The 22,200-nt window shown below is 61.8% G+C and carries 19 protein-coding genes; 14 read left to right on the top strand and 5 right to left on the bottom strand.

Going from position 1 to position 22,200, the window contains the following annotated elements:
* Positions 1–80: 80 nt before the first annotated feature.
* From BT199_RS15805 to BT199_RS15785, 4 genes are all read left to right on the top strand, one after another.
* On the top strand, positions 81–1,433 hold the full coding sequence (locus BT199_RS15805) for a 3-oxoacyl-ACP reductase (protein ID WP_072434941.1): 1,353 nt from the start codon (positions 81–83) through the stop codon (positions 1,431–1,433).
* A gap of 2 nt (positions 1,434–1,435) precedes the next feature.
* Entirely contained in the window at positions 1,436–2,284 is an 849-nt protein-coding gene (locus tag BT199_RS15800) for a MaoC family dehydratase (protein ID WP_072434939.1), read from the top strand.
* A 302-nt stretch (positions 2,285–2,586) separates the two neighbouring features.
* Positions 2,587–4,431, top strand: a complete 1,845-nt coding sequence (locus BT199_RS15790; RefSeq protein ID WP_083535078.1) for a collagen-like triple helix repeat-containing protein — start codon at positions 2,587–2,589, stop codon at positions 4,429–4,431.
* Positions 4,432–4,617: 186 nt separating this feature from the next.
* Positions 4,618–6,300, top strand: a complete 1,683-nt coding sequence (locus BT199_RS15785) for a ShlB/FhaC/HecB family hemolysin secretion/activation protein (RefSeq protein ID WP_020302458.1) — start codon at positions 4,618–4,620, stop codon at positions 6,298–6,300.
* Between the two features lie 382 nt (positions 6,301–6,682).
* Here the strand turns inward: BT199_RS15785 and BT199_RS15780 are convergent, their stop codons facing one another.
* Positions 6,683–7,087 (bottom strand): response regulator, encoded by a 405-nt coding sequence (locus BT199_RS15780; RefSeq protein WP_072434937.1) that lies wholly within the window; start codon positions 7,085–7,087, stop codon positions 6,683–6,685.
* A 53-nt stretch (positions 7,088–7,140) separates the two neighbouring features.
* The gene (locus BT199_RS15775) at positions 7,141–7,338 is read right to left on the bottom strand and encodes a Flp family type IVb pilin (RefSeq protein WP_003188231.1); all 198 of its coding nucleotides are present in this window, start codon (positions 7,336–7,338) and stop codon (positions 7,141–7,143) included.
* Positions 7,339–7,674: 336 nt separating this feature from the next.
* On the opposite strand from BT199_RS15775, the gene cpaB reads away from it, so the two are divergent.
* Genes cpaB through BT199_RS15735 form a run of 8 tightly spaced genes read left to right on the top strand, consistent with a single transcriptional unit; the run spans position 7,675 to position 15,098 of the window.
* Positions 7,675–8,619: a Flp pilus assembly protein CpaB gene (cpaB, locus tag BT199_RS15770; protein WP_072434935.1), complete on the top strand. Its 945-nt coding sequence runs from the start codon at positions 7,675–7,677 to the stop codon at positions 8,617–8,619.
* Between the two features lie 19 nt (positions 8,620–8,638).
* Positions 8,639–9,844, top strand: a complete 1,206-nt coding sequence (locus BT199_RS15765) for a type II and III secretion system protein family protein (RefSeq protein WP_072434933.1) — start codon at positions 8,639–8,641, stop codon at positions 9,842–9,844.
* Positions 9,841–11,034, top strand: coding sequence for a CpaE/TadZ family protein (locus BT199_RS15760; protein ID WP_014716752.1), 1,194 nt, complete (start codon positions 9,841–9,843; stop codon positions 11,032–11,034). Before BT199_RS15765 ends, BT199_RS15760 begins: the two co-directional genes overlap by 4 nt.
* Positions 11,031–12,302 (top strand): TadA family conjugal transfer-associated ATPase, encoded by a 1,272-nt coding sequence (locus tag BT199_RS15755; protein WP_014716751.1) that lies wholly within the window; start codon positions 11,031–11,033, stop codon positions 12,300–12,302. The genes BT199_RS15760 and BT199_RS15755 overlap by 4 nt, the downstream gene beginning before the upstream one ends.
* A 9-nt stretch (positions 12,303–12,311) precedes the next feature.
* Positions 12,312–13,193 (top strand): type II secretion system F family protein, encoded by an 882-nt coding sequence (locus BT199_RS15750; protein WP_072434930.1) that lies wholly within the window; start codon positions 12,312–12,314, stop codon positions 13,191–13,193.
* Position 13,194: 1 nt separating this feature from the next.
* A complete protein-coding gene (locus tag BT199_RS15745) occupies positions 13,195–14,082 on the top strand; it encodes a type II secretion system F family protein (RefSeq protein WP_019818343.1) in 888 nt (295 codons plus the stop codon).
* Positions 14,083–14,092: 10 nt separating this feature from the next.
* Complete coding sequence (locus BT199_RS15740) at positions 14,093–14,818, top strand: tetratricopeptide repeat protein (protein WP_019818344.1); 726 nt, start codon at positions 14,093–14,095, stop codon at positions 14,816–14,818.
* A gap of 10 nt (positions 14,819–14,828) precedes the next feature.
* Positions 14,829–15,098: a DUF3613 domain-containing protein gene (locus tag BT199_RS15735; RefSeq protein WP_003188221.1), complete on the top strand. Its 270-nt coding sequence runs from the start codon at positions 14,829–14,831 to the stop codon at positions 15,096–15,098.
* Positions 15,099–15,145: 47 nt separating this feature from the next.
* Here the strand turns inward: BT199_RS15735 and BT199_RS15730 are convergent, their stop codons facing one another.
* Positions 15,146–15,931, bottom strand: coding sequence for a response regulator transcription factor (locus BT199_RS15730; RefSeq protein WP_072434928.1), 786 nt, complete (start codon positions 15,929–15,931; stop codon positions 15,146–15,148).
* 71 nt (positions 15,932–16,002) lie between these two features.
* Complete coding sequence (locus tag BT199_RS15725) at positions 16,003–16,506, bottom strand: prepilin peptidase (protein WP_014716746.1); 504 nt, start codon at positions 16,504–16,506, stop codon at positions 16,003–16,005.
* A 71-nt stretch (positions 16,507–16,577) separates the two neighbouring features.
* Between BT199_RS15725 and BT199_RS15720 the strand changes: the two genes are divergently transcribed.
* Together BT199_RS15720 and BT199_RS15715 are read left to right on the top strand one after the other, a co-directional pair.
* Positions 16,578–17,021: a TadE family protein gene (locus BT199_RS15720; protein WP_014716745.1), complete on the top strand. Its 444-nt coding sequence runs from the start codon at positions 16,578–16,580 to the stop codon at positions 17,019–17,021.
* The gene (locus tag BT199_RS15715; RefSeq protein WP_072434926.1) at positions 17,018–19,768 is read left to right on the top strand and encodes a PAS domain-containing sensor histidine kinase; all 2,751 of its coding nucleotides are present in this window, start codon (positions 17,018–17,020) and stop codon (positions 19,766–19,768) included. The genes BT199_RS15720 and BT199_RS15715 overlap by 4 nt, the downstream gene beginning before the upstream one ends.
* A 477-nt stretch (positions 19,769–20,245) precedes the next feature.
* Here BT199_RS15715 and BT199_RS15710 read toward each other — a convergent pair whose 3' ends face one another.
* Entirely contained in the window at positions 20,246–22,189 is a 1,944-nt protein-coding gene (locus BT199_RS15710; protein ID WP_072434924.1) for a pilus assembly protein TadG-related protein, read from the bottom strand.
* Between the last annotated feature and the right edge of the window lie 11 nt (positions 22,190–22,200).

Raw genomic sequence — 22,200 nt, 5'->3', positions numbered from 1 at the left:
CAAGCCTAGCCTAGGCTCAATCGAACGACTGCCACCCCAGTGTGGTCAACCTTTGAACCCCAGCCTTCGGAGAGCGTTCCATGTCTGACCGTTATATCGACTTCGCCAACTCAAGCCTCGGCCATCGCCTGGTCGCCGCCATTGGCCTGCCGTCACCGGTACGCCTGGAACGCTGGCAAGCCGGGCGCCTGCGCCCGGTCGAAGGCGCCCTGCTGCTGGGCGGTGGCGCATTGGCAACCCAGGTGCTGGCATTTGCCAACCGACTCACCGACGCCGTCTACAGCTACGGCGCCGAAGCCTCGACAGCGCCCGCGTGGATTCCAGGACACGGCCCCAAGCTCAAGGCGGTGGTGTTCGACGCCAGTGCTTTGCAACACACCGAGCAGCTCAAGCAACTGCGCGAATTCTTCCAACCGCTGCTGAAAAATCTCGACCACAGTGCACACCTGGTAATCCTTGGCCGAGCGCCGGAAAGCCTCAGCGACCCCTTCGCCGCTAGCGCCCAGCACGCCCTGGAAGGCTTCAGCCGCTCCCTGGCCAAGGAGCTGCGCAGCGGTGGCGTGCTGCAGTTGCTGTACGTGGGCGACGGCGCCGAAGATCAGTTGGAAGGCGCGCTGCGGTTTTTCCTCTCGCCCAAAAGCGCTTATATCTCCGGCCAGGTGATTCGCCTGGCGGCCTGCGATACCCCGGTGCAAGATTGGACGCGCCCGCTGGCCGGGCGCAAGGCATTGGTTACCGGCGCCGCTCGAGGCATCGGTGCCTCCATCGCCGAAACCCTGGCCCGCGACGGCGCCGAGGTCATTGTGCTCGATGTGCCCCAGGCCAAGGCCGACCTTGAAGCCCTGGCCGCACGCCTGAATGCGCGCACGGTGATGCTGGATATCTGCGCTGAAGATGCCGCACGCCAACTGATCGAGCACCTGCCAGACGGGCTCGACATCCTGGTGCACAACGCCGGCATCACCCGCGACAAAACCCTGGCCAACATGACCCCGGAATACTGGGACGCAGTGCTGGCGGTCAACCTCAAGGCTGCGCAAGTGCTGACCAAGGCCCTGCTCGACAACGGCACCCTGCAAAACAACGCTCGGGTGGTGTTGCTGGCCTCCATCAGTGGCATCGCCGGCAATCGTGGGCAAACCAACTATGCCGCAAGCAAGGCCGGATTGATCGGCCTGGCTCAAGCCTGGGCGCCGCTGTTGAAGGAACGTGGGATCAGCATCAACGCCGTTGCGCCTGGGTTTATCGAAACCCAGATGACCGCGCATATCCCCTTCGCCCTGCGTGAGGCCGGGCGCCGCATGAGCTCCCTGGGTCAAGGTGGCTTGCCCCAGGATGTGGCCGAAGCCGTCGCCTGGCTGAGCCAGCCGGGCTCCGGTGCGGTCAGCGGCCAGACGCTGCGAGTGTGTGGGCAAAGTCTTCTGGGAGCGTAAGCATGCAATGGCAAACGTTGGACAGCACCCCGTCTCTACTGCCGCTGTATTGGCGCGCGGCGCTCAAGCGCAAGATCACCGGCAGCACATTGCCCGAACGTGGGTTGCGCTGCCGGATGAGTGTCAATCCCGGCGCGGTTGCGGCTTATCGCAAGGTATGCGGCTTTGCTGACAGCCCGATGCTGCCCGCGACTTATCCGCATATCCTCGCGTTCGGCCTGCAACTGCAATTGCTGACGGACAAGACTTTTCCATTTCCGCTGCTGGGGTTGATCCACCTGCGCAATCGCATCCGTATTCATCGGCCTTTAGGTGGAGTCGGTGACGTGAGTGTCGGTGTCTACGCACGCAATCTCAGCCCCCATCCCAAGGGGGCCACCTTTGACATCGTCACCGTTATAGAGGATGCCCTTGGGCTCTTGTGGGAAGCCGAAAGCCAAATGTTATGCCGGGGCGTGAAGCTGGAAGGCGAAGCCCTGGAGAGCGGATTGCAAACCCCAGGCACGCTCACCGAATTGACGCGCTGGAAAGCGCCCACTGACATAGGCCGCCGCTACGCACGCGTGTCTGGCGACTACAACCCCATCCACCTTAGTGCGCCTACCGCCAAGCTGTTCGGTTTTCCCCAGGCCATCGCCCACGGGTTGTGGAACAAGGCCCGCACCCTCGCGGCGCTGGCAGAACACTTGCCGGCCGCCAATATTGAAATTGACGTCGAGTTCATGAAGCCGGTGCGCCTGCCCAGTGAAGTGATATTAATAAGTAGCGCGGCCGGTTCCAGCGGAGGGTTGGAACTCAAAGGCGCTGGGGATATTCAACACATGCGGGGCAAGTGGCAGCCGATTTCCTGAAAACCCCCTGATTAATTGTATATATACACCCTAAGTTATAGCGGACCTTGAGAGGTCCGCCGTTTTTTACAAGCCTTTGATTTTAATCATCTAAACAATCCGAAACACCCTCCCATTACACCTTTGGTATTAGTTCCTAAGCCGACTAAGCCCGGGTGTATATAAATCGTTAATACCAAGTTGAGCATTGCGTGAAAGAGTGCCCTGGCCTGAGATAGCCACACGGACAAACCTATCGTTATCCAAAGAAATAACGAGGGTTTGAAACAACCAAGGTTGTACCAGGTGCAAGGAACTCAATCATGAAAACTCAAGTCGTGTTTTGGAAAGCAAGTACCGCGCTGGCCCTCGTTCTGGCAATGAGCCTGGGCGGCTGCAGCAGCGGTGGTGGCGGGCATAAATCCAGCGTGGCGGCGTCATCGCCGGATGCGGGTGCAGGCGCCGGAGGCGGCACAGGCGGAGGTACTGGTGGCGGTGATGGCGGTACAGGCGGTGGGACCGGTGGTGGCACAGGCGGCGGTGACGGCGGAACTGGCGGTGGGACCGGTGGTGGCACGGGCGGTGGTGACGGCGGCACCGGCGGTGGTACTGGTGGCGGCACTGGTGGCGGCACTGGCGGCGGCACCGGCGGCGGTACTGGCGGTGGTACTGGCGGTGGTACTGGTGGCGGCACCGGCGGCGGCACTGGCGGTGGTACTGGTGGCGGCACCGGCGGCGGCACTGGCGGTGGTACTGGTGGCGGCACCGGCGGCGGCACTGGTGGTGGTACTGGTGGCGGCACCGGCGGCGGCACTGGCGGTGGTACTGGTGGCGGCACTGGCGGCGGCACTGGTTCGACAACCACCCCATTGGTCACCGGCCAGATCGCCGGCACCCTTGGCACCACAGTCGGCAATGTCGGTACAGCGGTCGGTAACCTGGGTTCGACGTTGAATGGCGTACCCATCGTCGGCGCAACCGCTGGCGGCCTGGTCACCTCGGCAGGCACCGCTGTTAACAGCATCGGCACTGGCGTAACCGCCGGCTTGGGCTCACTGGGCACCAACACCAACTCCCTGGGCACCACGGTAGCAGGCGTAGGTAATGGGGTGGCCGATTTGGGCGGCGGCCTCTCGACCACCGGCCAATCACTGTCAACCACCCTCGGGGGAGTACCCGTCGTCGGCGGTGTGACAGGCGGAGTAGGCACTGCGGTAGGTGGCGTTGTGGATAAAGTCGGCACCACCGTCACCATGCTCGGCGATACCCTCAGCACGGCCAGCACCACGGGCCCACTGGGTTCATTGACCAATACCTTAGGCAGCAAAGTAGTGGTGCCTGTAGTGTCGCTGGTGGAAAACACCACCGGCAACCTGGGCAACGCAACCGGCCTGGGCGCTCCACTCAATGGCGTACTGGATAAAGTCGGTTCGGCTGTCACTGGCCTGGGTACTCAAGTCGCCAGCACTGGCGGCACGGGCAACCCGGTCACCGGTATTGTCGGCACCGTGCTCACTGGCGTCGGTGGCACACTGGATAAATCGGGCGGTTATGTGGCCCCAACCGGTGGCACCTCGGCTCCCGGCATTCCAGAGCTGGTGGGTGGCCTGGTGGCTAACGTGGGTACCGGCCTGAACGTGGGCAACACCAACGGCACTGTCAGTGCAGCGGGTGTGACCGGTGGTGCAGTCGGCGGCACCGTTGCGTCGCTGGGCACTGTGCTGGGTGGCACAGGTGTAGCAAACACCGCAGCTACCGCACCGGTCGCCACCGTGGCGGCCAATGTCGGCGCAGCGCTCAATCCTGTGACCAGCGGCGTCACCAACCTGACGCAAACCATCGGCACGACTACCGGTGTGGGTGCTCCGGTGAATGGTTTGGTCACTCAAGTCGGCGGCGCAGTCAGCAGCTTGGGTACCAACCTGACGGCGGCCAACGCCAACCCGATCACCAACGCGGTAGGCACCACCGTCACAGCGGTCGGCGGCACCGTCGCCTCGGTGGGTGGCCTGGTGACGGGCGGCACCACTGGCGGCACCAGCGGTGGTTTGCTCGGTGGCCTGAATATCGGCACCACCGCCACAGCAACCGGCACGGCCACAACCACAGGCGGCACTACGGCCACTGGCGGTCTGGGCGGTTTGTTGAACGGCCTGACCGGCAAATAGAAATGCACCTGGCCGATTAGACGGCCTCCCCTACAGCGCCTACGCTTGGTTGAGACGAGAGACCTTTAATAAGTCTCTCGTCTTTTTTATGGGCGGCGACACGCTTTATCAATCGCCGCCCTCCCGAACCGAGTCCCAGAACCCGGCGGGCCCGAAGCGCTGCTGCAGTTGACCATGGAGTGTCCTATGCGCGTGTTGACGCCGTTGTTATTGCTCACCCTCAGTGCCTACGTCCAGGCCGAGACCCTTCCCAGCTTTCTTAACAGCAACGACACTGTCCGCACCCTGCCGGTGCCCAACCTGCCCGCCGACGCCTACCGACCACCCTCGTCGAAAACCCAGGTACCTGAAGCGCCACCGACTGCCGGCCAGCCGCTGTTGATGGACACCAAGGTCACTATTCGAAAGTTGCAGATCGAAGGCGGAACGGTCTACCCGCTCGCCGAGACGGCACAGGTGTATGCGCCGTTGATTGGACGAGAAACCAACCTCGCCCAACTGATTGAAGCGACCCGTGGGATCACCCGCCGTTACCAGGAGGATGGCTACCTGCTGTCCTACGCGTTCCTGCCGCAACAGAATTTCGAAAACGGCCTGGTCCGCGTGGTACTGGTGGAGGGCTACATCAAGGACTATCAACAAACCGGCGACATCGGTTCGGTGTCGGCCTACGTCGATAAACTCGCGCAGAAGCTCCTGGCTGAGCGCCCGCTGACCCGCAAGACTTTCGAGCGCTACACCACGCTGATGAGCCGCATCCCCGGCCTCAGCGTACAGGCGCAAGTACCGCCACCGGGCACCACTGATGGCGCCACGCACATGCAGATCCAGGCCAGCCGCAAACCTTTCACCACCAGCATGAGCCTGGTGCAAAAAAGCCGTGGCGGCACGCAAGCGTTGCTGAGCGCCACCAGCAATTCCCAGACGTCCATGGGCGAGCAGCTCAGCGTCAGCGGCCTGTTCCCACCCGGCGAGGACAAAGAACACTACTACCGTGTGGACTACAACCAGTTCATCAACGCCGAGGGCACCCAACTGGCGCTCGCCGCCGAACGCTATCGCGCCGACCCCAACAGCAGCGTGCAACTGGATGGCGGTTTCGAACTCAAGCCGCACCAGTCCATCGACCGCTACTCCATTGGCCTGAGCCATCCGTTCATCGCCTCCCCCACCGAGTCGCTCACCCTGGGCACGCGCCTGTACGCGGTCGACCAGACCACGCGCTATAAACTGGTGGGCTACCCGCTGCGTTTCGACATCGAATCCAACCTGCGCGCCCTGGCCTTCGAAGGCGATTGGCGCAAAGCCGACGCGCAACGCCTGCGCATCATCAGTGGTGGTCTGTACCAGGGCATCGACGGTCTGGGCGCCAAGGCCCGCAGTGACCTGGGCGTGGCCAAACCCGACCTCGACTTCTTCCGCCTGCGCCTTTCCGGCGTGCAAAGCGACAAGTTCTTCGACAACTGGCAAGGCGTGTTGTCGGGTGCGCTGTACTGGAGCGACAACACCCTGCCCGACAGCGAACGCGCGACCTTCGGCGGGCAGAATTTCGGCCGTGGCTACCCGGACGACCAAGGCTCGGGCGACAAGGGCTGGGGGGTGGCGTACGAGGTCAACTACAGCTTCAACCGCACCGGCAACTGGGTGAAGATCCTGCAACCCTACGTCGTAGTCGACCGCGCCAAATCCTGGTTCAACGACCTGCCGGTCAAGGCCAACGACATGTCCTCGGCGGCGGTGGGTTTACGTTTTGGCGACAAGAAGTACTACAACATCGCGCTGGAGGCGGCCAAGCCAATGTCGGATATCGCCCTGGACAGCTTTAATCGCAGGCCGCGATATACGCTGAGTTTCAGTTATCAACTGTGATGAGGGCACCTGTAATCAACGTGGGAGCGGGCTTGCTCACGAAGGCAGTGTGTCAGTCAATGAATCTTTAACTGAACCATCGCTATCGCAGACAAGCCAGCTCCCACAAGGGTCTGTGTTGCTCACAGAATCAGTGCCCGACACAGATCCCAGCGACCTGACAGCCGAACCCCCTCTACCTGAGCCCCCGCGATCAAACGGTGGGAGCTGGCTTGCCTGCGATGACGGCCGGACAGTCGACGACTAAGTGCCTGGCACCCCACGAGCCAAATGTGGGAGCGGGCTTGCTCGCGAAGGCGGTGTGTCAGTCAATGAATCTTTAACTGAGCCACCGCTATCGCAGGCAAGCCAGCTCCCACATTTAATAAGCGGTGCCGGTCCGTTACCGACCAGGTGTAGAGAGGGGAAACAGGCTATTGAGGGTATCGAGCAAGCGAGCCAGGTAAATCGGCTTGCGAAACAGATCCAGCACCTGCAAGCGCAGCATATCGCTGACATCGTCCATTTCTGCATGACCCGACATCACGATCACAGGCAAATGCGAGCGTGAGGTGTGTTCGCGCAGGCGCTTGATCAAGGAGATACCGCTTTCCTCGGGCATGCGCAGATCGGTGATGACCAGGGCGATATCGGGGTGAAGTGTCAATTCTTGCAAGGCGAAGGTGACGGAAGTCGCGGTAAAACAGACGAATCCCTCGTTTTCGAGGGATTCGGCCAACTCGATCAGCGCATCCTCCTCGTCATCCACCAATAGGATTTGTTGGCGGGATGACGAAGGGTGGGTCATGGGCGGTACCTTATAAAGAGAATCGCCAAAACAATTACAGACAACGCTGCATGTTAAGTCGCCGCCGGCAAGGCGTCTGACACTTTCTGGAAGACACCTTTGATTTTATCGCCAAGTCCAGTGCCAAAGCCAATGATAACCAACGCAACTATCGCCACAATAATCACATATTCAATGGCCGACGCCCCGTCTCTACGGCGCAGGAATAACTGAGCGTGAATGTAAAATTTCAAGAACAGGTCAAGGATCATATGAGATCTCCTTCATGCGCCACAAAGCGCCGATACAGCTGGCCCGCACAATGATTGCCGTGTGCCACTAGAGCATTGTCAACAAATTTAACACTCACAACTGTAAGAACGAATTAATCATAAAGTATTAGTCGCCGCGTCAGCCCCACAAATCCGTTATTTACAGCCCCTGCTTTAACCGCGCAGATAAATTTTTCATTCAGTAATGGCAATTTGTCCTAGCTGGGCTACCTTCAAATAGCCAAATCGTTAGTTGTTCATCACAGCCCAGTTGCGAATTTAACTCGTTTGGATTAACGGGAATAAAAGCAGTGCAACAGGATAGGGAGCGCCGTCATGAACAGTCGTATCAGCATGGTCCTGGCTGGCTTGCTGCTTATCGGAGCCCTGGTTGCAGGGTATTGGGGCCTGGTGCTGAGCCGTCCGCAGGCACCCGCCGTAGCGCCCTCGCCAGCACCTGTCATTTCCGTTGAAAAAACCGTTGCTGTCGTGGAAGACCAGACCCGCCAGCCGGTCGTGGTGCTGGTGCACGCGGTTGCGCCTTTTGTGCCCCTCACCGCTGCCGATGTCGCCGTGGAAAAACTGCGCACCGTGCCGGCTGGCAGCCTGACCAGCGTTGACCAGGCCATCGGCCGCACGCCCTTGCGGGCCCTGGGTGCCGGCACCTGGCTCAATGATGAGAGCTTCACCGCCGGCGGCCCCCTGGCCCGCATGATTCGTACAAACGAACGCGCACTGGCCGTCGCCGTCGATGAGGTCATCGGTGCCGGTGGCCAGTTGAGCCCCGGCGATTACGTCGATGTCTTGCTGTTCTTGCGCCAGGACAATGCCAATGCCGAGCAGTCGGCGCAGGTGGTCATCCCAGCGATTCGCCTGCTCAGCGTCGGCGACCAGTTGGGACTGGCCAACGACGGCACCCCGGCCGTGCCGCCACCCGCCACCGCCGAAGAACGCGCCCAGGCTGCCCAACGCCGCACTGCCGCGCGCAGTGTGGTGCTGGCGGTGCCCGAACCCTTGCTGAGCCGGCTGATGCTCGCCTCCCAAGCCGGCACGCTGCGCCTGGCCGTGCGCAGTGCCGACGAACAATTGCTCAGCCGCTACTGGGCCGGCGAAAGCGACACCCCGGACAAGGTGCAAAGCGCCAACCGCGACCTCTACCAATTCACCCAATTGGCCCTCAGCGGCCCGCCAAAAAAAATCCCCCCCGCGATGGCCGACACCGGCCAGCGTCGGGGCGTCGAAGTGATTCGCGGCGCGGCGGCGGCACAACCTACCCCCTGATTGAACAAGGATGCCTTGAATGAGCCAACGCTACGCTCAATTGGCCTTGGCCTTGATGCTGCCGTGCCTGCCCCTGGGCATGGCGATGGGCGCATCGGGCAACTGCAACACCCTGGGCCAACTGCCCGCTGTGATCGAGGTGGGCGAAGGCTTGCAAACCGAACTGCAATCGCCGGTAGCGATTACGCGCCTGGCTATCGGCGATCCGAAAATCGCCGACGTGCGGGTCAACGGCGACCGCCACTTTCTGCTCACCGGTGTCGGCAGCGGTGCCACCAGCCTGATGGTGTGGACCGGCTGCTCGACCACGCCGCGTCAGAGCATGGTGTTCGTTAAAGGCAAGGCCACCTCGGCGCTGACCAGCCAATCGCTATCGCCCTCCGAAGACCCGACGCTGCCCAGCCAGGTGCAGACCGATATTCGCTTCGTCGAGGTCAGCCGCACCAAGCTCAAGGAAGCCAGCACCAAGATCCTGGGCATGGGCAACAATTTCTTCCTCGGCAGCCCAAGCTTGCTGTCCCCTTCAGAGGGCATCTTCAAATTGCCGGTGAGCGCTGAGAGCTTCAACATCGGTTTTGGCGGTGGCCGGGTCAAGGCGCTGATCAACGCCCTGGAAAGCAGTGGCTTCGCCTACACCCTCGCACGCCCGAGCCTGGTGGCCATGAGCGGCCAGAGCGCAACCTTCCTGGCCGGCGGCGAAGTGCCGATTCCGGTGCCCAGTGCCGGCAGCGATACCATCACCATTGAGTACAAGGAGTTCGGCATTCGCCTGACCCTCACGCCCACGGTCATCGACCACAACCGCATCGCCTTGAAGGTCGCCCCGGAAGTCAGCGAGCTGGACTACAACAACGCGATCCGGATTGAGGGCATCCAGGTGCCTGCCCTGACCGTCAGGCGCACCGACACCAGTGTGTCACTGGCCGATGGCGAAAGCTTTGTGATCAGCGGCCTGATCAGCAGCACCAACCGCTCCACCATCGCCAAGCTCCCGGGCCTGGGCGATATCCCGATCCTTGGTGCGTTTTTCCGCGACTCCAATATCAACAGCGAAGAAAAAGAACTGCTGATGATTGTCACGCCGCATCTGGTCCAGCCACTGGCTGCCAATGCGCAGTTGCCGTCGCTGCCCGGCGAAAAACTGCGCACCTATGACCCGAATTGGTTCCGGCTGTTCTTCCTGGAAAACGGCAACTTCGACCGTCGCAGTGGACTTTCCCAATGAGCGATAGCCTGAGCCAGACCTTCCTGGCAATCACCCGCAACAGCACCGACCTGGAATGGCTCCAGGGCGCGCTGGCGCCCCTTGGCCAAGTGATCAGCGTGGGCGGCGGCAGCCTCGATGAATTGCTGGCACTGGTGGACGTGACCTTCGCCAACCTGGTGTTCGTGGGCCTGGACCGTGAACACCTGGTGGCTCAGAGCGCCTTGATCGAAGGCGCCCTGGAAGCCAAGCCGATGTTGGCGGTGGTGGCCTTGGGCGACGGCATGGACAACCAGTTGGTACTCAACGCCATGCGTGCCGGTGCCCGGGATTTTGTCGCCTATGGCTCGCGCTCCAGCGAAGTGGCCGGGCTGGTGCGGCGCCTGAGCAAGCGCTTGCCGCCCACCGCGCCGAACGCCCACCTCGGCGGCCTCACCGTGCTCTACGGAGCCCAGGGCAACACCGATGGCGCCTTGCTGGCAAGCCACTTGGCGATGGTGGTGCAAAAAAGCGGCCAGCAGACGCTGATGCTCGACCTCGGCCTGCCCAGGGGCGACAGCCTGGCGCTGCTGGGCCTGGACAGCACCTTCAATTTCGGCGACGCCTTGCGCCACCTGCGCCGCCTGGACGCCACGCTCATCAACAGCGCCTTCACCAGCACCGACGACGGCCTGCGGATCCTTGCCTACGCCGCCAGCGATGAACCCTTGGAAATGACCAGCGCCGCCGAGCTGTACATGTTGCTCAGCGCCTTGCGCCAGCACTTCCAGCACATCGTGGTCAACCTCACCGGGCAAGCGGACAGCGAAGCCCTGCGTACCTTTGTCAGCCACTGCGACAAGTTGCTGTGGTGCACCGACCAGGGCGTGCTCGACTGTCGGCGTAACCTGGCGGTGCTGAACCTGTGGCGCGAAAAAGGCATGAAGCTCGACCATGCCAAGCTGCTCGTCGATCGCTACATCAAAGGCTGTGCCCCCGACACCGAAGCCCTGGAAAAAAGCTTCGGCCTGGAGTGCATCGCCGTGCTGCCCCTGAGCCCAGAAGTGCGCCTGAACGCCAAAAACCAGGGGCAAAGCCTGTTCACCCTGGCCCCCCGCGAAGCGTTGACCCAAGCCCTGCGTCACCTGGGCGAGCGCCTGGCCAAACGTACCGAAGGCTTGGATAAACCCTCGACACGCTGGTTCGAACGCCTGCTGGGGGCGAGTCGATGAACGGCGAAAAACTCTTCGGCGCCCCGGCCCGTGGAAGCGCCGCGCACAACGACCATGATGGCCTGAAACTGGTGCTGCATCGCTACATCATCGATGCCATCGAAGAGTCGGGCCAGAATCTGCTGGAAGGCTCGCGCCAATCCCTGGCGCAATTTGTCATCGACAAAGTAGCCGAATACATCACGCGCATGCACCTGGCGATCTCGCGCTATGAAATGGAGCGCCTGGCCGAGGAAATCGTCGACGAGCTGACTGGCTTCGGCCCGCTGGAAGTGCTGCTGCGCGATGTGTCGATCACCGAGATTCTGGTCAACGGCCCGCACCGGGTGTTTATCGAGCGTGACGGAGTACTCCATCAGAGCGATCTGCGTTTTATCGACGCGCACCATGTAGAACGCGTCATGCAGCGCATTCTCGCGCCCCTTGGAAGGCGCCTGGATGAGTCGTCACCGATGGTCGATGCGCGCTTGCCAGATGGCAGCCGGGTCAATGCGATCATCCCGCCGATTGCCCTGGACGGCCCCTGCCTGTCGATCCGCAAGTTTCGCAAGGACATGCTCAAGAGCAGCGACCTGGTGGCGATGCAGACCATCGACCACCCTATTTTCGAGTTCTTCCAGGAAGCGGTGGGCAAGCGCTGCAATATCCTCATCAGTGGCGGCACAGGCACCGGCAAGACCACGCTACTCAATATCCTCAGCCAATTGATCAACCCCCACGAACGCCTGGTCACCATCGAAGACGTGGCCGAGCTGCAACTGGGCCACCCCCACGTGGTGCGCCTGGAAACCCGCCCGCCCAATGCCGAGGGGCATGGCGAGGTCAAGGCCAGCGACCTGATTCGCAACGCCCTGCGGATGCGCCCGGACCGCATCATCCTTGGCGAGATCCGTGGCGTCGAAGTGCTCGACGTAATGACGGCCATGAACACCGGTCATGACGGTTCCATGAGCACGGTGCACGCCAACAATGCCCAGGACGCGCTATTGCGCCTGGAAACCCTGGTGGGTCTGACCGGCCGTGTGGTGGCGGAGAAAACCCTGCGGCAGATGATCTGCGCCGCACTGGATGTGGTGATCCAACTGACGCGCCTGCCCGATGGGCGCCGTTGCGTCAGCGAGGTGGTAGAAGTGGTGGGCGTACGCGACGACGTGTATGTCACCAACACCCTGTTCCGCCTCGACCGCCGTACCGGTTTTGGCTTCCTGCGCGAAGCGCTCAACCCGGCCGGCGACAAGCTGCGGCGTGAATCGGCATTGCCGTTGTAGAGAGGGCTTATGACCGGACTTGTCTTGCTGCTCATTTGCATCCTGTTGATCAGCCTGTCCGTCTGGCTGTTCCAGCGAGGGCTGCGCCAGGCCGGTACCGATCGGGTGCTGGAGCGGCTCAGCGACGGCCAGCCGGTGCCCCAGGAGCCGAACGGCAGCTGGGTCGCGCTGGAGCGCATGTTCCAGCGCGCCGGCCTGGGCAAACCCACCGACCGCCTGGGTTTGTGGTTGAGCGGCTGGGCGCTGGGCATGTTGCTGGGCTATCTGCTGGCCGGCGGGCTGGGACTGTTGGCCATGCTGATCCTGCCGCCGCTGCTGCTGCGGGTGTATATCGCCTGGCGCTACCAACGGCGAGTGCAGCGCATGGTCGAACAATTGCCGCAGCTGCTGGACCACAGCGTGCGCAGCCTCAAGTCTGGGCGCACCCTGGCGGACGCTGTGCTGGGTGCGATCGACAGCACCGAAGCGCCGCTCAAACAGGCGATGAGCCGCATCCAGCGTAACGTGCAAATGGGCGTGAGCCTGCCGGAGTCGGTCAGCGACTTTGCCGAGTTTTACGAACGCGATGAGTTCCGCCTGTTTGCCCTGGGCCTGAAGGTCAACCACCGCTACGGCGGCAACGCCAGCGAGCTGCTGGAAAACCTGATCAAGATGATCCGCGAGCGCGAACAGGGTGCGCGCCAACTCAAGGCCATGACCGGCGAAACGCGCATGACCGCCTATGTGCTGGCGGGCTTGCCCATCGCCATGGTCGGCTACTTTTTGATGGTCAACCCAGGCTACCTGATGAGCATGTGGAACGACGGTACAGGGCGCTACCTGCTGCTGGCCGCGGTGGCGCTCGACATCACGGGCACCTTCGTCATGTGGCGCATGTTGCGGAGTATTTGAGATGGCCATCCTGATCTGCATCCTGCTGTCGCTCGCCGCCGTCGCCTTGATCGTCGGCAACCTGCTGGAGCAGAAGCGCCGTCAACGCCTGGTCAGCCAACGCCTGCAAGGCCAACTGACCCGCGAGGACAAACTCGGCAGCCTGATGCGCCAGTTGGGCGCCAGCGCCGTGGCCCAGCGCTCGGTCAGCCTGGACAACGAAACCCAGACCCTGCTCAACCGCGTCGGCTGGCGCAAAGCCAACCAGCGTTCCATGTTTGCGGCTTTCCAGATCGGTGTGCCCATCGTGCTACTGGGCTTGACCCTGCTCGGCCAGCAACTGCTGTTCCCCCATGCTGGCTCGCCCTGGATTGCCCCGGCAATTGCCCTGGGCATCGGTTACCTGCTGCCCAAACGCATCCTGGCCCTCAGCGCGAAATACCGCCAGGAGCGCATCGCTCGGGAAATTTCCACCTTCATTCCGTTGCTGCGCATCCTGTTCGAATCCGGCATGGCAGTTGAGCAATCGCTGCGGGTGTTGAGCACCGAAGCCCAGCGCTTGCTGCCAGACCTGACCCATGAACTGCGGCTGGTCCTGGCAAGGGTCGACTCGGGTCTGGAGCTGTCCGAAGAGTTGGGCAAGACCGCACGCCTGCTGGCCGTGGATGAGTTCACCGACACCTGCATCATCCTTCAGCAGTTGATCCACCAAGGCGGCGGTGCGATGAAATCCCTGCTGGCCCTCAAGCAGTTGCTCGACGACCGCCGCCTGACCCGCCTGCAGGAATACATTTCGAAGATGTCCGCGAAGATGTCCGTGGTGATGATGGTGTTCCTGTTTCCCGCCTTGCTGATCGTGCTGGGGGGGCCGGCCATGATCGCCATCTCCCGAGCCTTGAATAATTTTTGAGGAGCCTGCCATGAAACCACTGATCGTCGCCTTGAGCCTGCTGATGCTGGGCGGTTGTGCCAGCAATGGCCAGGTTCCGTGGGCCGGGTTGCTGGCGCCGGGCAGTTGCCCCAAGCCCAGCGCCGACCAGGAGCTGTCGCTGAACCTGGCCGATGACATGGCCAACGAAGGCAAGCTGCACGCCAGCCTCGCCAACCTGCAGAACCTGCCCAGCACCCTGCCCCAGGTTCGTCAACGCCAGGCCCGTGCCTATCGCTTGCTGGGCCGTGCTGACGCCGAGCCGTTGTACCGCAGCCTGCTGGGCACCTGCCTGGCCGCCGACGGTGAGCACGGCCTGGGGCAACTGGCATCGGCCAAGGGCGACAACGGCCAGGCCATGGCTCACCTGCAACGTGCGGCACGGCTGGCGCCCACCGACGAAAAAATCCGCAATGACCTGGGCGTGGTGTACCTCGATCAACGGCGCCTGGACGACGCACGCTTTGAATTCATGACCGCCATCGAGCTCAAGCAAAGCGATCAACTGGCGGCAGTGAACCTGGTGACCTTGCTGATCTATCAGGACAATTGGGAGCAGGCCGCGAAAGTGGTCGGCCAACTCGGGTTGAGCCCTGATCAGGTGACCCGGGCCCAGGCACGGGCGCAACACCTCAAGGAGGCTGGCACGGCACCGCAGCGTCCAGTCAAAGATCAGGTAGCGGCGGTCAGCGACACGCTGCCGGCCTCTGTGAAATAGGGAGTCGATGATGAAATTCCACCACCTTGCCGGCCTTGCCTGCCTGGCCCTGCCCCTCCTTGCTTCGGCCATCGAAGCGGGGCCATCTTCACCCCGGCAGGCAGAAACGGAAAACTGGATGGCGCTGCAACTGAGCGGGCGTGCAGCCTCGGCCAACCCGCAAAAAACCACGCCGGCAGAACGCGAACAGGCGCTCAAGCGCTGGCTGGACAGCAACAAGCATCCAATCCCGGAGTTTTTTGATCAGAAAGTAGGCGGGACTGCGCAGGGCAGCAAATAAAATCCCCCCTGTAGGAGCGAGCAAGCTCGCTCCTACAGGGGGCGGTGCTAGTGCGCCGTTACTCGCTGGCGCATCGCCGAGTTGTTCGGTGACAACGCCAGCGCCAACTGCGTGCGGTTGTGCATATGGGTCAGGCGTAATACCTGGGACACATACAGCTTGACCGTGTTCTCGGTAATCCCCAGCTCACAGGCAATCTGGTAGTTGGTCTGGCCCTTGCCCACCAGGCGGGCCACGTCCAACTGGCGCGGTGACAGTTGATTGAAGATCGCCGGGATCTCCAACGGCCCGGCTTCATCGGCCGAAGGGTCCCCGTCATGGTCCTGAGGCGTCGGGTTTCGGCGTACCTTGTCCAAGTCCATATACAAGTCGTTGATGGATTCGGACAGGTACTGCAACTTCTGGTTGAGCGTGCCCAGCTGCAGGTCTTTCTGCCGCTCCTCCAATGCCGCTTCCTGGCGCTTGAGGCCCTCGAGCAATTCATCGAGGTTGATCGGCTTCTGGTAGTAATCAGCGATGCCCGCACGCAGGGCCTTGATCACATCCTGCTTGTCGGCGCGCCCGGTAAGCATGATCGCTTCGAACGCGCGATGTTTGCCGGCGATGCGTTGCAGCGCCTGGACCAGCTCGATGCCGTCCATGTCCGGCATATGCAGGTCACACAGCACTAAACCGATCTGAAGGTCTTCCTTGAAACGCTGGACAGCTTGCTCACTGGACTCGCACGGGACACAACGGTACCCGCTGCTTTCAAGAAATTCACAGAGCTCCTCTACGATTAAGGGTTGATCGTCGACTACGAGCACTTTTACTGCGGACGTAAGCTTGTTCACGCGCTACTCCATGCCTGGCAAGCCAAATGATGACCTATCCTTTCTGACGAAAATTCCTACACAACTCCTGATTAAACGTAGACGTACTTTCCGACTATGTACATAGCATTAATCAACTCGCGCGACTGATGGATCCAAAACCAGCTGCCGGCAAAACCTGTCAAAACGAAGGGCGCAAAAGGCTGTTTTGTTGACGCTTGCCCTCCCCGTTCAACGCGGTTTGAGCTAAGCCCTTGATGCATAAGTGTCCAGGCCACCATGGCGATGCCCGCACCGATCAACGCCCCCAGCAGGTACTCGATATTGGAGGCCAGCCCCAGGGCGGCGAGCAACTTCACATCTCCCGCGCCAAAGCGGCCCAACGCATAACCCGGCAAAGTCAGCACCAACGCCAAGGCCAAGGCCAGCCCCCCCTCGCTGCGAGGCGCGCCCAGCCACGTCGACCCCGCCCACAGCAGGTAGATCAACGCCAGCAGCCCAACGCCCAGGGTCAGCGTATTGGCAATCTGGCGCTGGCGAATATCCTGCACGGCACATACGCCCAACCACAGCACAATCACTAGCGTCTGGATCACGTAAAAAACATCCCTTTTGGCTGAATGATTCTATGCTGATATCAAGTACTCGCCTCAGGGTAGACGCAGTCATGAAATCGAGCCTCCCGAGAAAGCAAAAAGGTGCTGCGGCGATCGAGTTTGCCTTGGTCTTCGTAATTTTCTTTGCGGTGTTCTACGGCATGCTCAGCTACAGCTTGCCATTGCTGTTGATGCAGTCATTTCACCAGGCGGCGGCTGAAGGGGTACGCCGCAGTGTGTCCCTGGACCCAATCACTGCAGGTGCAGGCTATTCGGCCCTGGTTGTGCAACGCGCCAAGGATGCGACCCAGGCCCAATTGAACTGGATCCCCGGCTCATTGAAATTCTTGCCCGGCTATATCACCGCCACCTACACCAATAATTTGCTGACGGTGAAGATCACCTACCCCTCGGCCAATATCAAAGCGGTCCTGCCGGCCCTGGTATTGCCCGGGGTGGGCACCGTACCCAACCTGCCCACCAACCTCACTGCTACCTCGAGCCTTCAGTTTTGACGACGGGGGATAAATTGTTCGCACGCCTGCGCGGACGCAGCAGCGCCCTGGCCTTGGACGCGCCAGCAACACCCGCGCCGGGCCTGCAAGTGCAATTGGACAACCTGGGTCGGGTGCTGAGCATCTCAGGCACCTTGAGGCCTTTGCTTGCCCAGCATCTTGCTAACGCGCCCAACCCGCCCTTGCAGACCTTGCTGTGTGCCGATAGCGCACTGAGTGTCGAGGGCACGCCGCAGGAGTGGCAACGACACGGCCTGGACCTCGACTTTCAGGGCGCTGCCGGCCAGGTCCTGCATACCCGCGGCTGGATCGAGCCGGAGGGTGACGGCTGGGCCCTGCACCTGCTGGACATCACTGACCTGCTGGCCGACCGAGTACGGGTGCAGCAACGCGAACAGAACCACCAACTCGCCGCCCTGATGAGCGAACAGCTGCGCGTGTGCAGCCTCAACCGCTTACCCCAGGTGTTCAGCGAACACCTGCGCAGCGTGGCCCAGCGCTGGCGCATCCCCTGCGTCGCCATGGCACTGCTCGACGAAGATGACCAGGGCTGGCGCATCTACAGCCACTACGCCGCCCACGACGCCCCGGCCTTATGGCAAACCGGGCAACACCTGGGCACCAGCCTAGACAGCATCAACGGCAACACGCCACTGAGCCTGGACATTGTCCAGGGGCGCAGCGACAACCCGCGCCTGCACGGTGTATTTGGCAATGCCGACGGCTTCCTGGTGCCGTACCGCGACAGCCATGGCGCCGCCGCGTGGCTGCTGTGTGGTTTTTATAACGGCCAGGCACACCACACCGGCGAGCGTGACTGGCTGAACCTGTGCGCAGCACTCGCCGCGCCGCTGCTGGGCCGCCTGCGCGAACAGCGTCACCACCAGCAACTGGAACGGGTTGAAGCCCTGCAAGGCCTGCTCGGCACTGGCTGGTGGGAACTGTTGCCCGCCACCCAGGAGATCCAGCTGGCGCCACAATTGCTGCGCAACCTGAGCCTGGACGAAGGCCCCACCCGCCAACCTCTCGGCACCTGGCTCGAACTTATCCACCCCGCCGACCGCCAGGCCCTCGACAGCCGCCTGAAAGACCTGCAAGCCCTGGGCAAGCCACTGCTGACCAGCGTGCGCCTGCAACGCACCGAGTCCGAGCAGTCGCCCCTGTGGTACCGCATACAAGGCCAAGTGCTGGGCGCCGGCAATGAACGGCGCTGGATCGGCTTCATGCTCGACATCAGCGACATCCAGAACCAGCAACTGCAAGCCGCCGCCGCCCATGCGCGCCTGGACAACCTGATCGCCAGCTCACCGGCCGTCATCTATGTGCAGCGCTACGTCAACGGCGCGCTGCACCCGGCGTTTTTCAGCGCCAGCCTGTTGCCGCTGCTGGGCTGGACCTTGGCCGATTGCAACCACGACACCCTGGCGGCGCTGATCCACCCCGACGACCGAGAACGCTACTTCGAACGCACCCGCCAACTGCTGCGCGAAGGCAACGTGCGCAGCCGCTACCGCCTGCGCGACAAACAAGGCAACTACCACTGGCTGCTCGACGAAGCCAAGCTTTTGCGCGACGACCTCGGCCTGCCGGTGGAAGCCGTAGGCCTGTGGCTGGACGTCACCGAAGCGACCCTGGCCGCCGAGCAGGTGCGCCAAAGTGAAGAACGCTACCGCATCCTGGTAGAAGACTCGCCAGCGATGATCTGTCGCTACCGCCCCGACCTGATCCTCACCTTCGGCAACACGCCGCTGGCCAATTACCTGGAATGTCGGCCCGAGCAATTGCCAGGCATCGACTTGGGCCAGTGGCTGTCGGATGAACAACGCGCCGCCTTTGTACAGCGCATCCAGCAACTGACCCCGGAATTCCCGGTGAGCACGGCGGAAATCAGCCTGCAACTGCCGGGGCGCGAACATGCCTGGTGGGTGTGGTCGGACCGTGGCGTCTTCGATGAACACGGCGCCCTGATCGAGGTGCAGGCCGTGGGGCGCGACAACACCGAAGTACGCCGCTCCCAGCAGCAACTGACCCAAAGCGCGAAAATGGCCACCCTCGGCGAAATGGCCACCGGCCTGGCCCATGAGATCAACCAACCGCTGAACGTGATGCACATGGCCGTCGTCAACGTGCTCAAGCGCTTGGGCAATGGCGATGTGCAAATCGACTACCTCACGGAAAAACTCCAGCGCATCGACGCCCAAGTGCAACGTGCAGCACGGGTGGTCGACCATATGCGCGTGTTCGGCCGCCGCTCGGAAATCGAGCAGCAACCGTTCGACCCGGCGCAGGCGCTGGAGGGCACTCTGTCCCTGCTCAGCGAAGGCCTGCGCGGCAAAGGTGTGGACGTGCGCATCAGCCCTGCGGACTTCTCGGTGCAGGTCAAAGGCTATGTCGACCAGCTGGAACAAGTACTGATCAACCTGATGGTCAACGCCCGCGACGCCCTGCTCAGCCAGCGAGAAAAAGACCCTGCCCTGCGCCCCTGGATTGCCCTGCACAGCGAGCACGACAGCCGCCATGTGCGTATCTGGGTCGAAGACAACGCCGGCGGGATAGACCCGCGCTTGCTGGAGCGGATTTTCGAGCCCTTCTTTACCACCAAGCCAATCGGCGTCGGTACCGGGCTGGGGCTCTCGGTGAGCTATGGGATTGTGGAAAATATGGGTGGGCGCTTGAGCGTTACCAACGGCGAGGCCGGCGCGAAATTCTGCGTCGAGTTGCCCATCGCGCAGAACTCAATCAGCTAACCACGATGCGAAGTGAGCCGCACTTGCTCTTGCTCTTGCTCTGCTTTTGATCTGAAGCGCCCCGTTAAACCACGCTGGCCGGAATTCGACAGGGATTTGGGGGGTAAACCGGCAGGGATGCCGGTTTAGCCGCCCCGCGCCATGGATGGCGCGTGGCGGCGCCCCCCCAAATCACTGGCGGATTGCGGGCACACCGAGCCTAAGCGAGGTGCCGAGTGGTGGGGCAAGAGCCTTTTGCTTACTTTTGGGCTTTTCAAAAGTGAGCCGCTGTAAAAGCGGAACCATAAGTGGCCGTTACCGCGGGAATGGATATGTACTCGGTATACCTGTGTCGGCTGTCAGGCTGCTATCGCAGGCAAGCCAGCTCCCACATTTGGAACGCGGGGTGTCAGCCAGATCGGCGTCGGCTGTCAGGCCGCCATCGCAGGCAAGCCAGCTCCCACATTTGGAACGCGGCGCGTCAGATAGACCAACAGGCTAAATCACCAGATAAGCCCGGCCCATATGGCAAGAGAGATTGGCACCGACTTCGGCGTTACCCAGGTTGATGCCCAAGGCGCTGAGTAAAGTGTTGACGACAGGGTCGAGAATCGGCGACAGCACGTTCTGGATCAACCCCACCACCGCCGTAGTGATAGTCGCCAACAGCCCGGCAACCCCTGCCAGCGCACCATTGGAAACACTGCCGCTGGGCGGTGCATAAGTCACCTGCAAGCCATTAAGGGTCGCCGCCAGGCTGCCGACGATATTGGCGGTACCCGGCGCGAACTTGTAGGTGGGCGGCGCATTCATCTCGGCCACCGGCGCAAACACCATCGTGCTGGTTTGCGCGGCAATGGTGGAGTTGGCTTTCAACAGCAAACCGCCACCCACATTGGGTGTACGGTTGGGGCTGCACAGCAGCGTCAGGACGACGCAGTAGCGCTCGCCAAAATCGATCAATCTGACGGGCTGTACATTGACTGCTGCGGAGGAAGAAAAAGCCGCCGCCGGATCCACCGTACCGACGGCCAAGGTAGCCAGGGACGTGGTGGTTTTCACTGTCAAGGACTTGGAAGCCGGCGAGTCGCAATTGAAATCCGTGACATTGGTTTGCGCACTGCCGGCTTCGATGTAAATGCCTAGCGATGTTGTGACATCGACGTCAGCCACATTGCAGGCCACCAGGCACAACACACCGCCAACCACCGCCGGCAGGTTGAGATTCAACAAGCCCTTGACCACCTGGGACACCGGCGTGCCCAGGCCTGACAATATGGACGCCACGCCAGAAACCGCCTTGATGATCGGCGCCTGTACAGTCACCAACGTACGCACTTGCGCAGTGCGTACAAAAATCTGATCGGTCGGCGGGGTATTCAATAAGCCCTTCTTCGCCAACGCTGGATTGCCAATGGCCGACAGCTGCGGCGGTTCGATGACCTTGGTCTGGATCGACACATTGCCCACTAGCGGAATCGCGACCTGCGCCGCCGCACTCACCGCATTCTTGCTACTGGACAACTGCGCTACCGCTTCCAGCAGTTGAAACAATTGCACGTTGCTGTTCAGCGCCGCTGTCGGCGTGCCGGTGGCGATGTCGACCAGGTCTCCCACCGTTAACAGCTTGCTGTTAGGTGCAATGGCTTGAATCGAAATCACGTCATTGATGACCGCCGTGGCCGCCGCGCCGTTTTTCTGCAAGACCTTCACAGCAGCGTCGATCAGTTGAGTCGCCGAGACCGCGGTACTGAGCAAGGCATCGTAGTCACCGGCCTTCACGTTCAGGTTGATCGCTAGTTGGTCGAGGTAACTGAGCAGGTTGACGTTGGTCTGCAGCAAGCCGTTCCAACCCGCCGCCGTGAGCGAAAGGTTGCCGCCGAGCAGGTTGCCGATCACCAGGTTGAGCAGCGGGGATTTGCCTGAATCGACGCTGGCCAGGCTGCTGCGGATCGACAACTGCGCCACGGGCGGCGGTGTCGCCGCGACGGCGGTGGCGCTCAAGTTGATCTGCGGGTTGATCGGCGCGCCGCTGAACAGGTTCCACAGGCCATTGGCGATGCTGGTCAGGACGGTGCGCGAGGCCACCACGCGGATTGCGTCACTCTTGGTGGCATCGGCGCTGAACACACGGGTGTTGAGGGCGTTGGTCGCCAGGGTGCCGCATGTCACCGCCAGGGTGCTGCCATTACCGACCACAAAACCGTTGCGCGCCGCATTTTGCGTGGCATAGGCGTTCGCGGTGGTGTTGGTACCGCACTGGCCACCCAGACCAGCGGCTTCCAACGCCGAGGTGTCGGCGACGGATTGCAGCTTGCGCTTTTCCAGATACAAGCGCCCGCTGTCGACCGCCAGCAACGTGAACACCAGAGCCAAGGCCAAGGTGCCTGCCGCCATCAAGCCTATTGCACCACGCTGTCTGGAACCGAATCGGGGAGACATCGAAGCACTCC

The sequence above is a fragment of the Pseudomonas sp. NFR02 genome (assembly GCF_900119375.1).
In the GTDB taxonomy this organism is placed as follows: Bacteria; Pseudomonadota; Gammaproteobacteria; order Pseudomonadales; family Pseudomonadaceae; genus Aquipseudomonas; species Aquipseudomonas paracarnis.
The sequence above is the reverse complement of the archived record's forward strand: the minus strand, read 5'-3'. Positions and strand labels throughout refer to the sequence as shown.

Coding starts and splice junctions, on each gene's coding strand:
- BT199_RS15785 (WP_020302458.1), top strand. CDS start 4,618: ATGCGCGTGTTGACGCCGTTGTTATTGCTCACCCTCAGTGCCTACGTC.
- BT199_RS15735 (WP_003188221.1), top strand. CDS start 14,829: ATGAAATTCCACCACCTTGCCGGCCTTGCCTGCCTGGCCCTGCCCCTC.
- BT199_RS15750 (WP_072434930.1), top strand. CDS start 12,312: ATGACCGGACTTGTCTTGCTGCTCATTTGCATCCTGTTGATCAGCCTG.
- BT199_RS15755 (WP_014716751.1), top strand. CDS start 11,031: ATGAACGGCGAAAAACTCTTCGGCGCCCCGGCCCGTGGAAGCGCCGCG.
- BT199_RS15780 (WP_072434937.1), bottom strand. CDS start 7,087: ATGACCCACCCTTCGTCATCCCGCCAACAAATCCTATTGGTGGATGAC.
- BT199_RS15740 (WP_019818344.1), top strand. CDS start 14,093: ATGAAACCACTGATCGTCGCCTTGAGCCTGCTGATGCTGGGCGGTTGT.
- BT199_RS15710 (WP_072434924.1), bottom strand. CDS start 22,189: ATGTCTCCCCGATTCGGTTCCAGACAGCGTGGTGCAATAGGCTTGATG.
- BT199_RS15765 (WP_072434933.1), top strand. CDS start 8,639: ATGAGCCAACGCTACGCTCAATTGGCCTTGGCCTTGATGCTGCCGTGC.
- BT199_RS15745 (WP_019818343.1), top strand. CDS start 13,195: ATGGCCATCCTGATCTGCATCCTGCTGTCGCTCGCCGCCGTCGCCTTG.
- BT199_RS15775 (WP_003188231.1), bottom strand. CDS start 7,338: ATGATCCTTGACCTGTTCTTGAAATTTTACATTCACGCTCAGTTATTC.
- BT199_RS15760 (WP_014716752.1), top strand. CDS start 9,841: ATGAGCGATAGCCTGAGCCAGACCTTCCTGGCAATCACCCGCAACAGC.
- BT199_RS15800 (WP_072434939.1), top strand. CDS start 1,436: ATGCAATGGCAAACGTTGGACAGCACCCCGTCTCTACTGCCGCTGTAT.
- BT199_RS15720 (WP_014716745.1), top strand. CDS start 16,578: ATGAAATCGAGCCTCCCGAGAAAGCAAAAAGGTGCTGCGGCGATCGAG.
- cpaB (WP_072434935.1), top strand. CDS start 7,675: ATGAACAGTCGTATCAGCATGGTCCTGGCTGGCTTGCTGCTTATCGGA.
- BT199_RS15790 (WP_083535078.1), top strand. CDS start 2,587: ATGAAAACTCAAGTCGTGTTTTGGAAAGCAAGTACCGCGCTGGCCCTC.
- BT199_RS15805 (WP_072434941.1), top strand. CDS start 81: ATGTCTGACCGTTATATCGACTTCGCCAACTCAAGCCTCGGCCATCGC.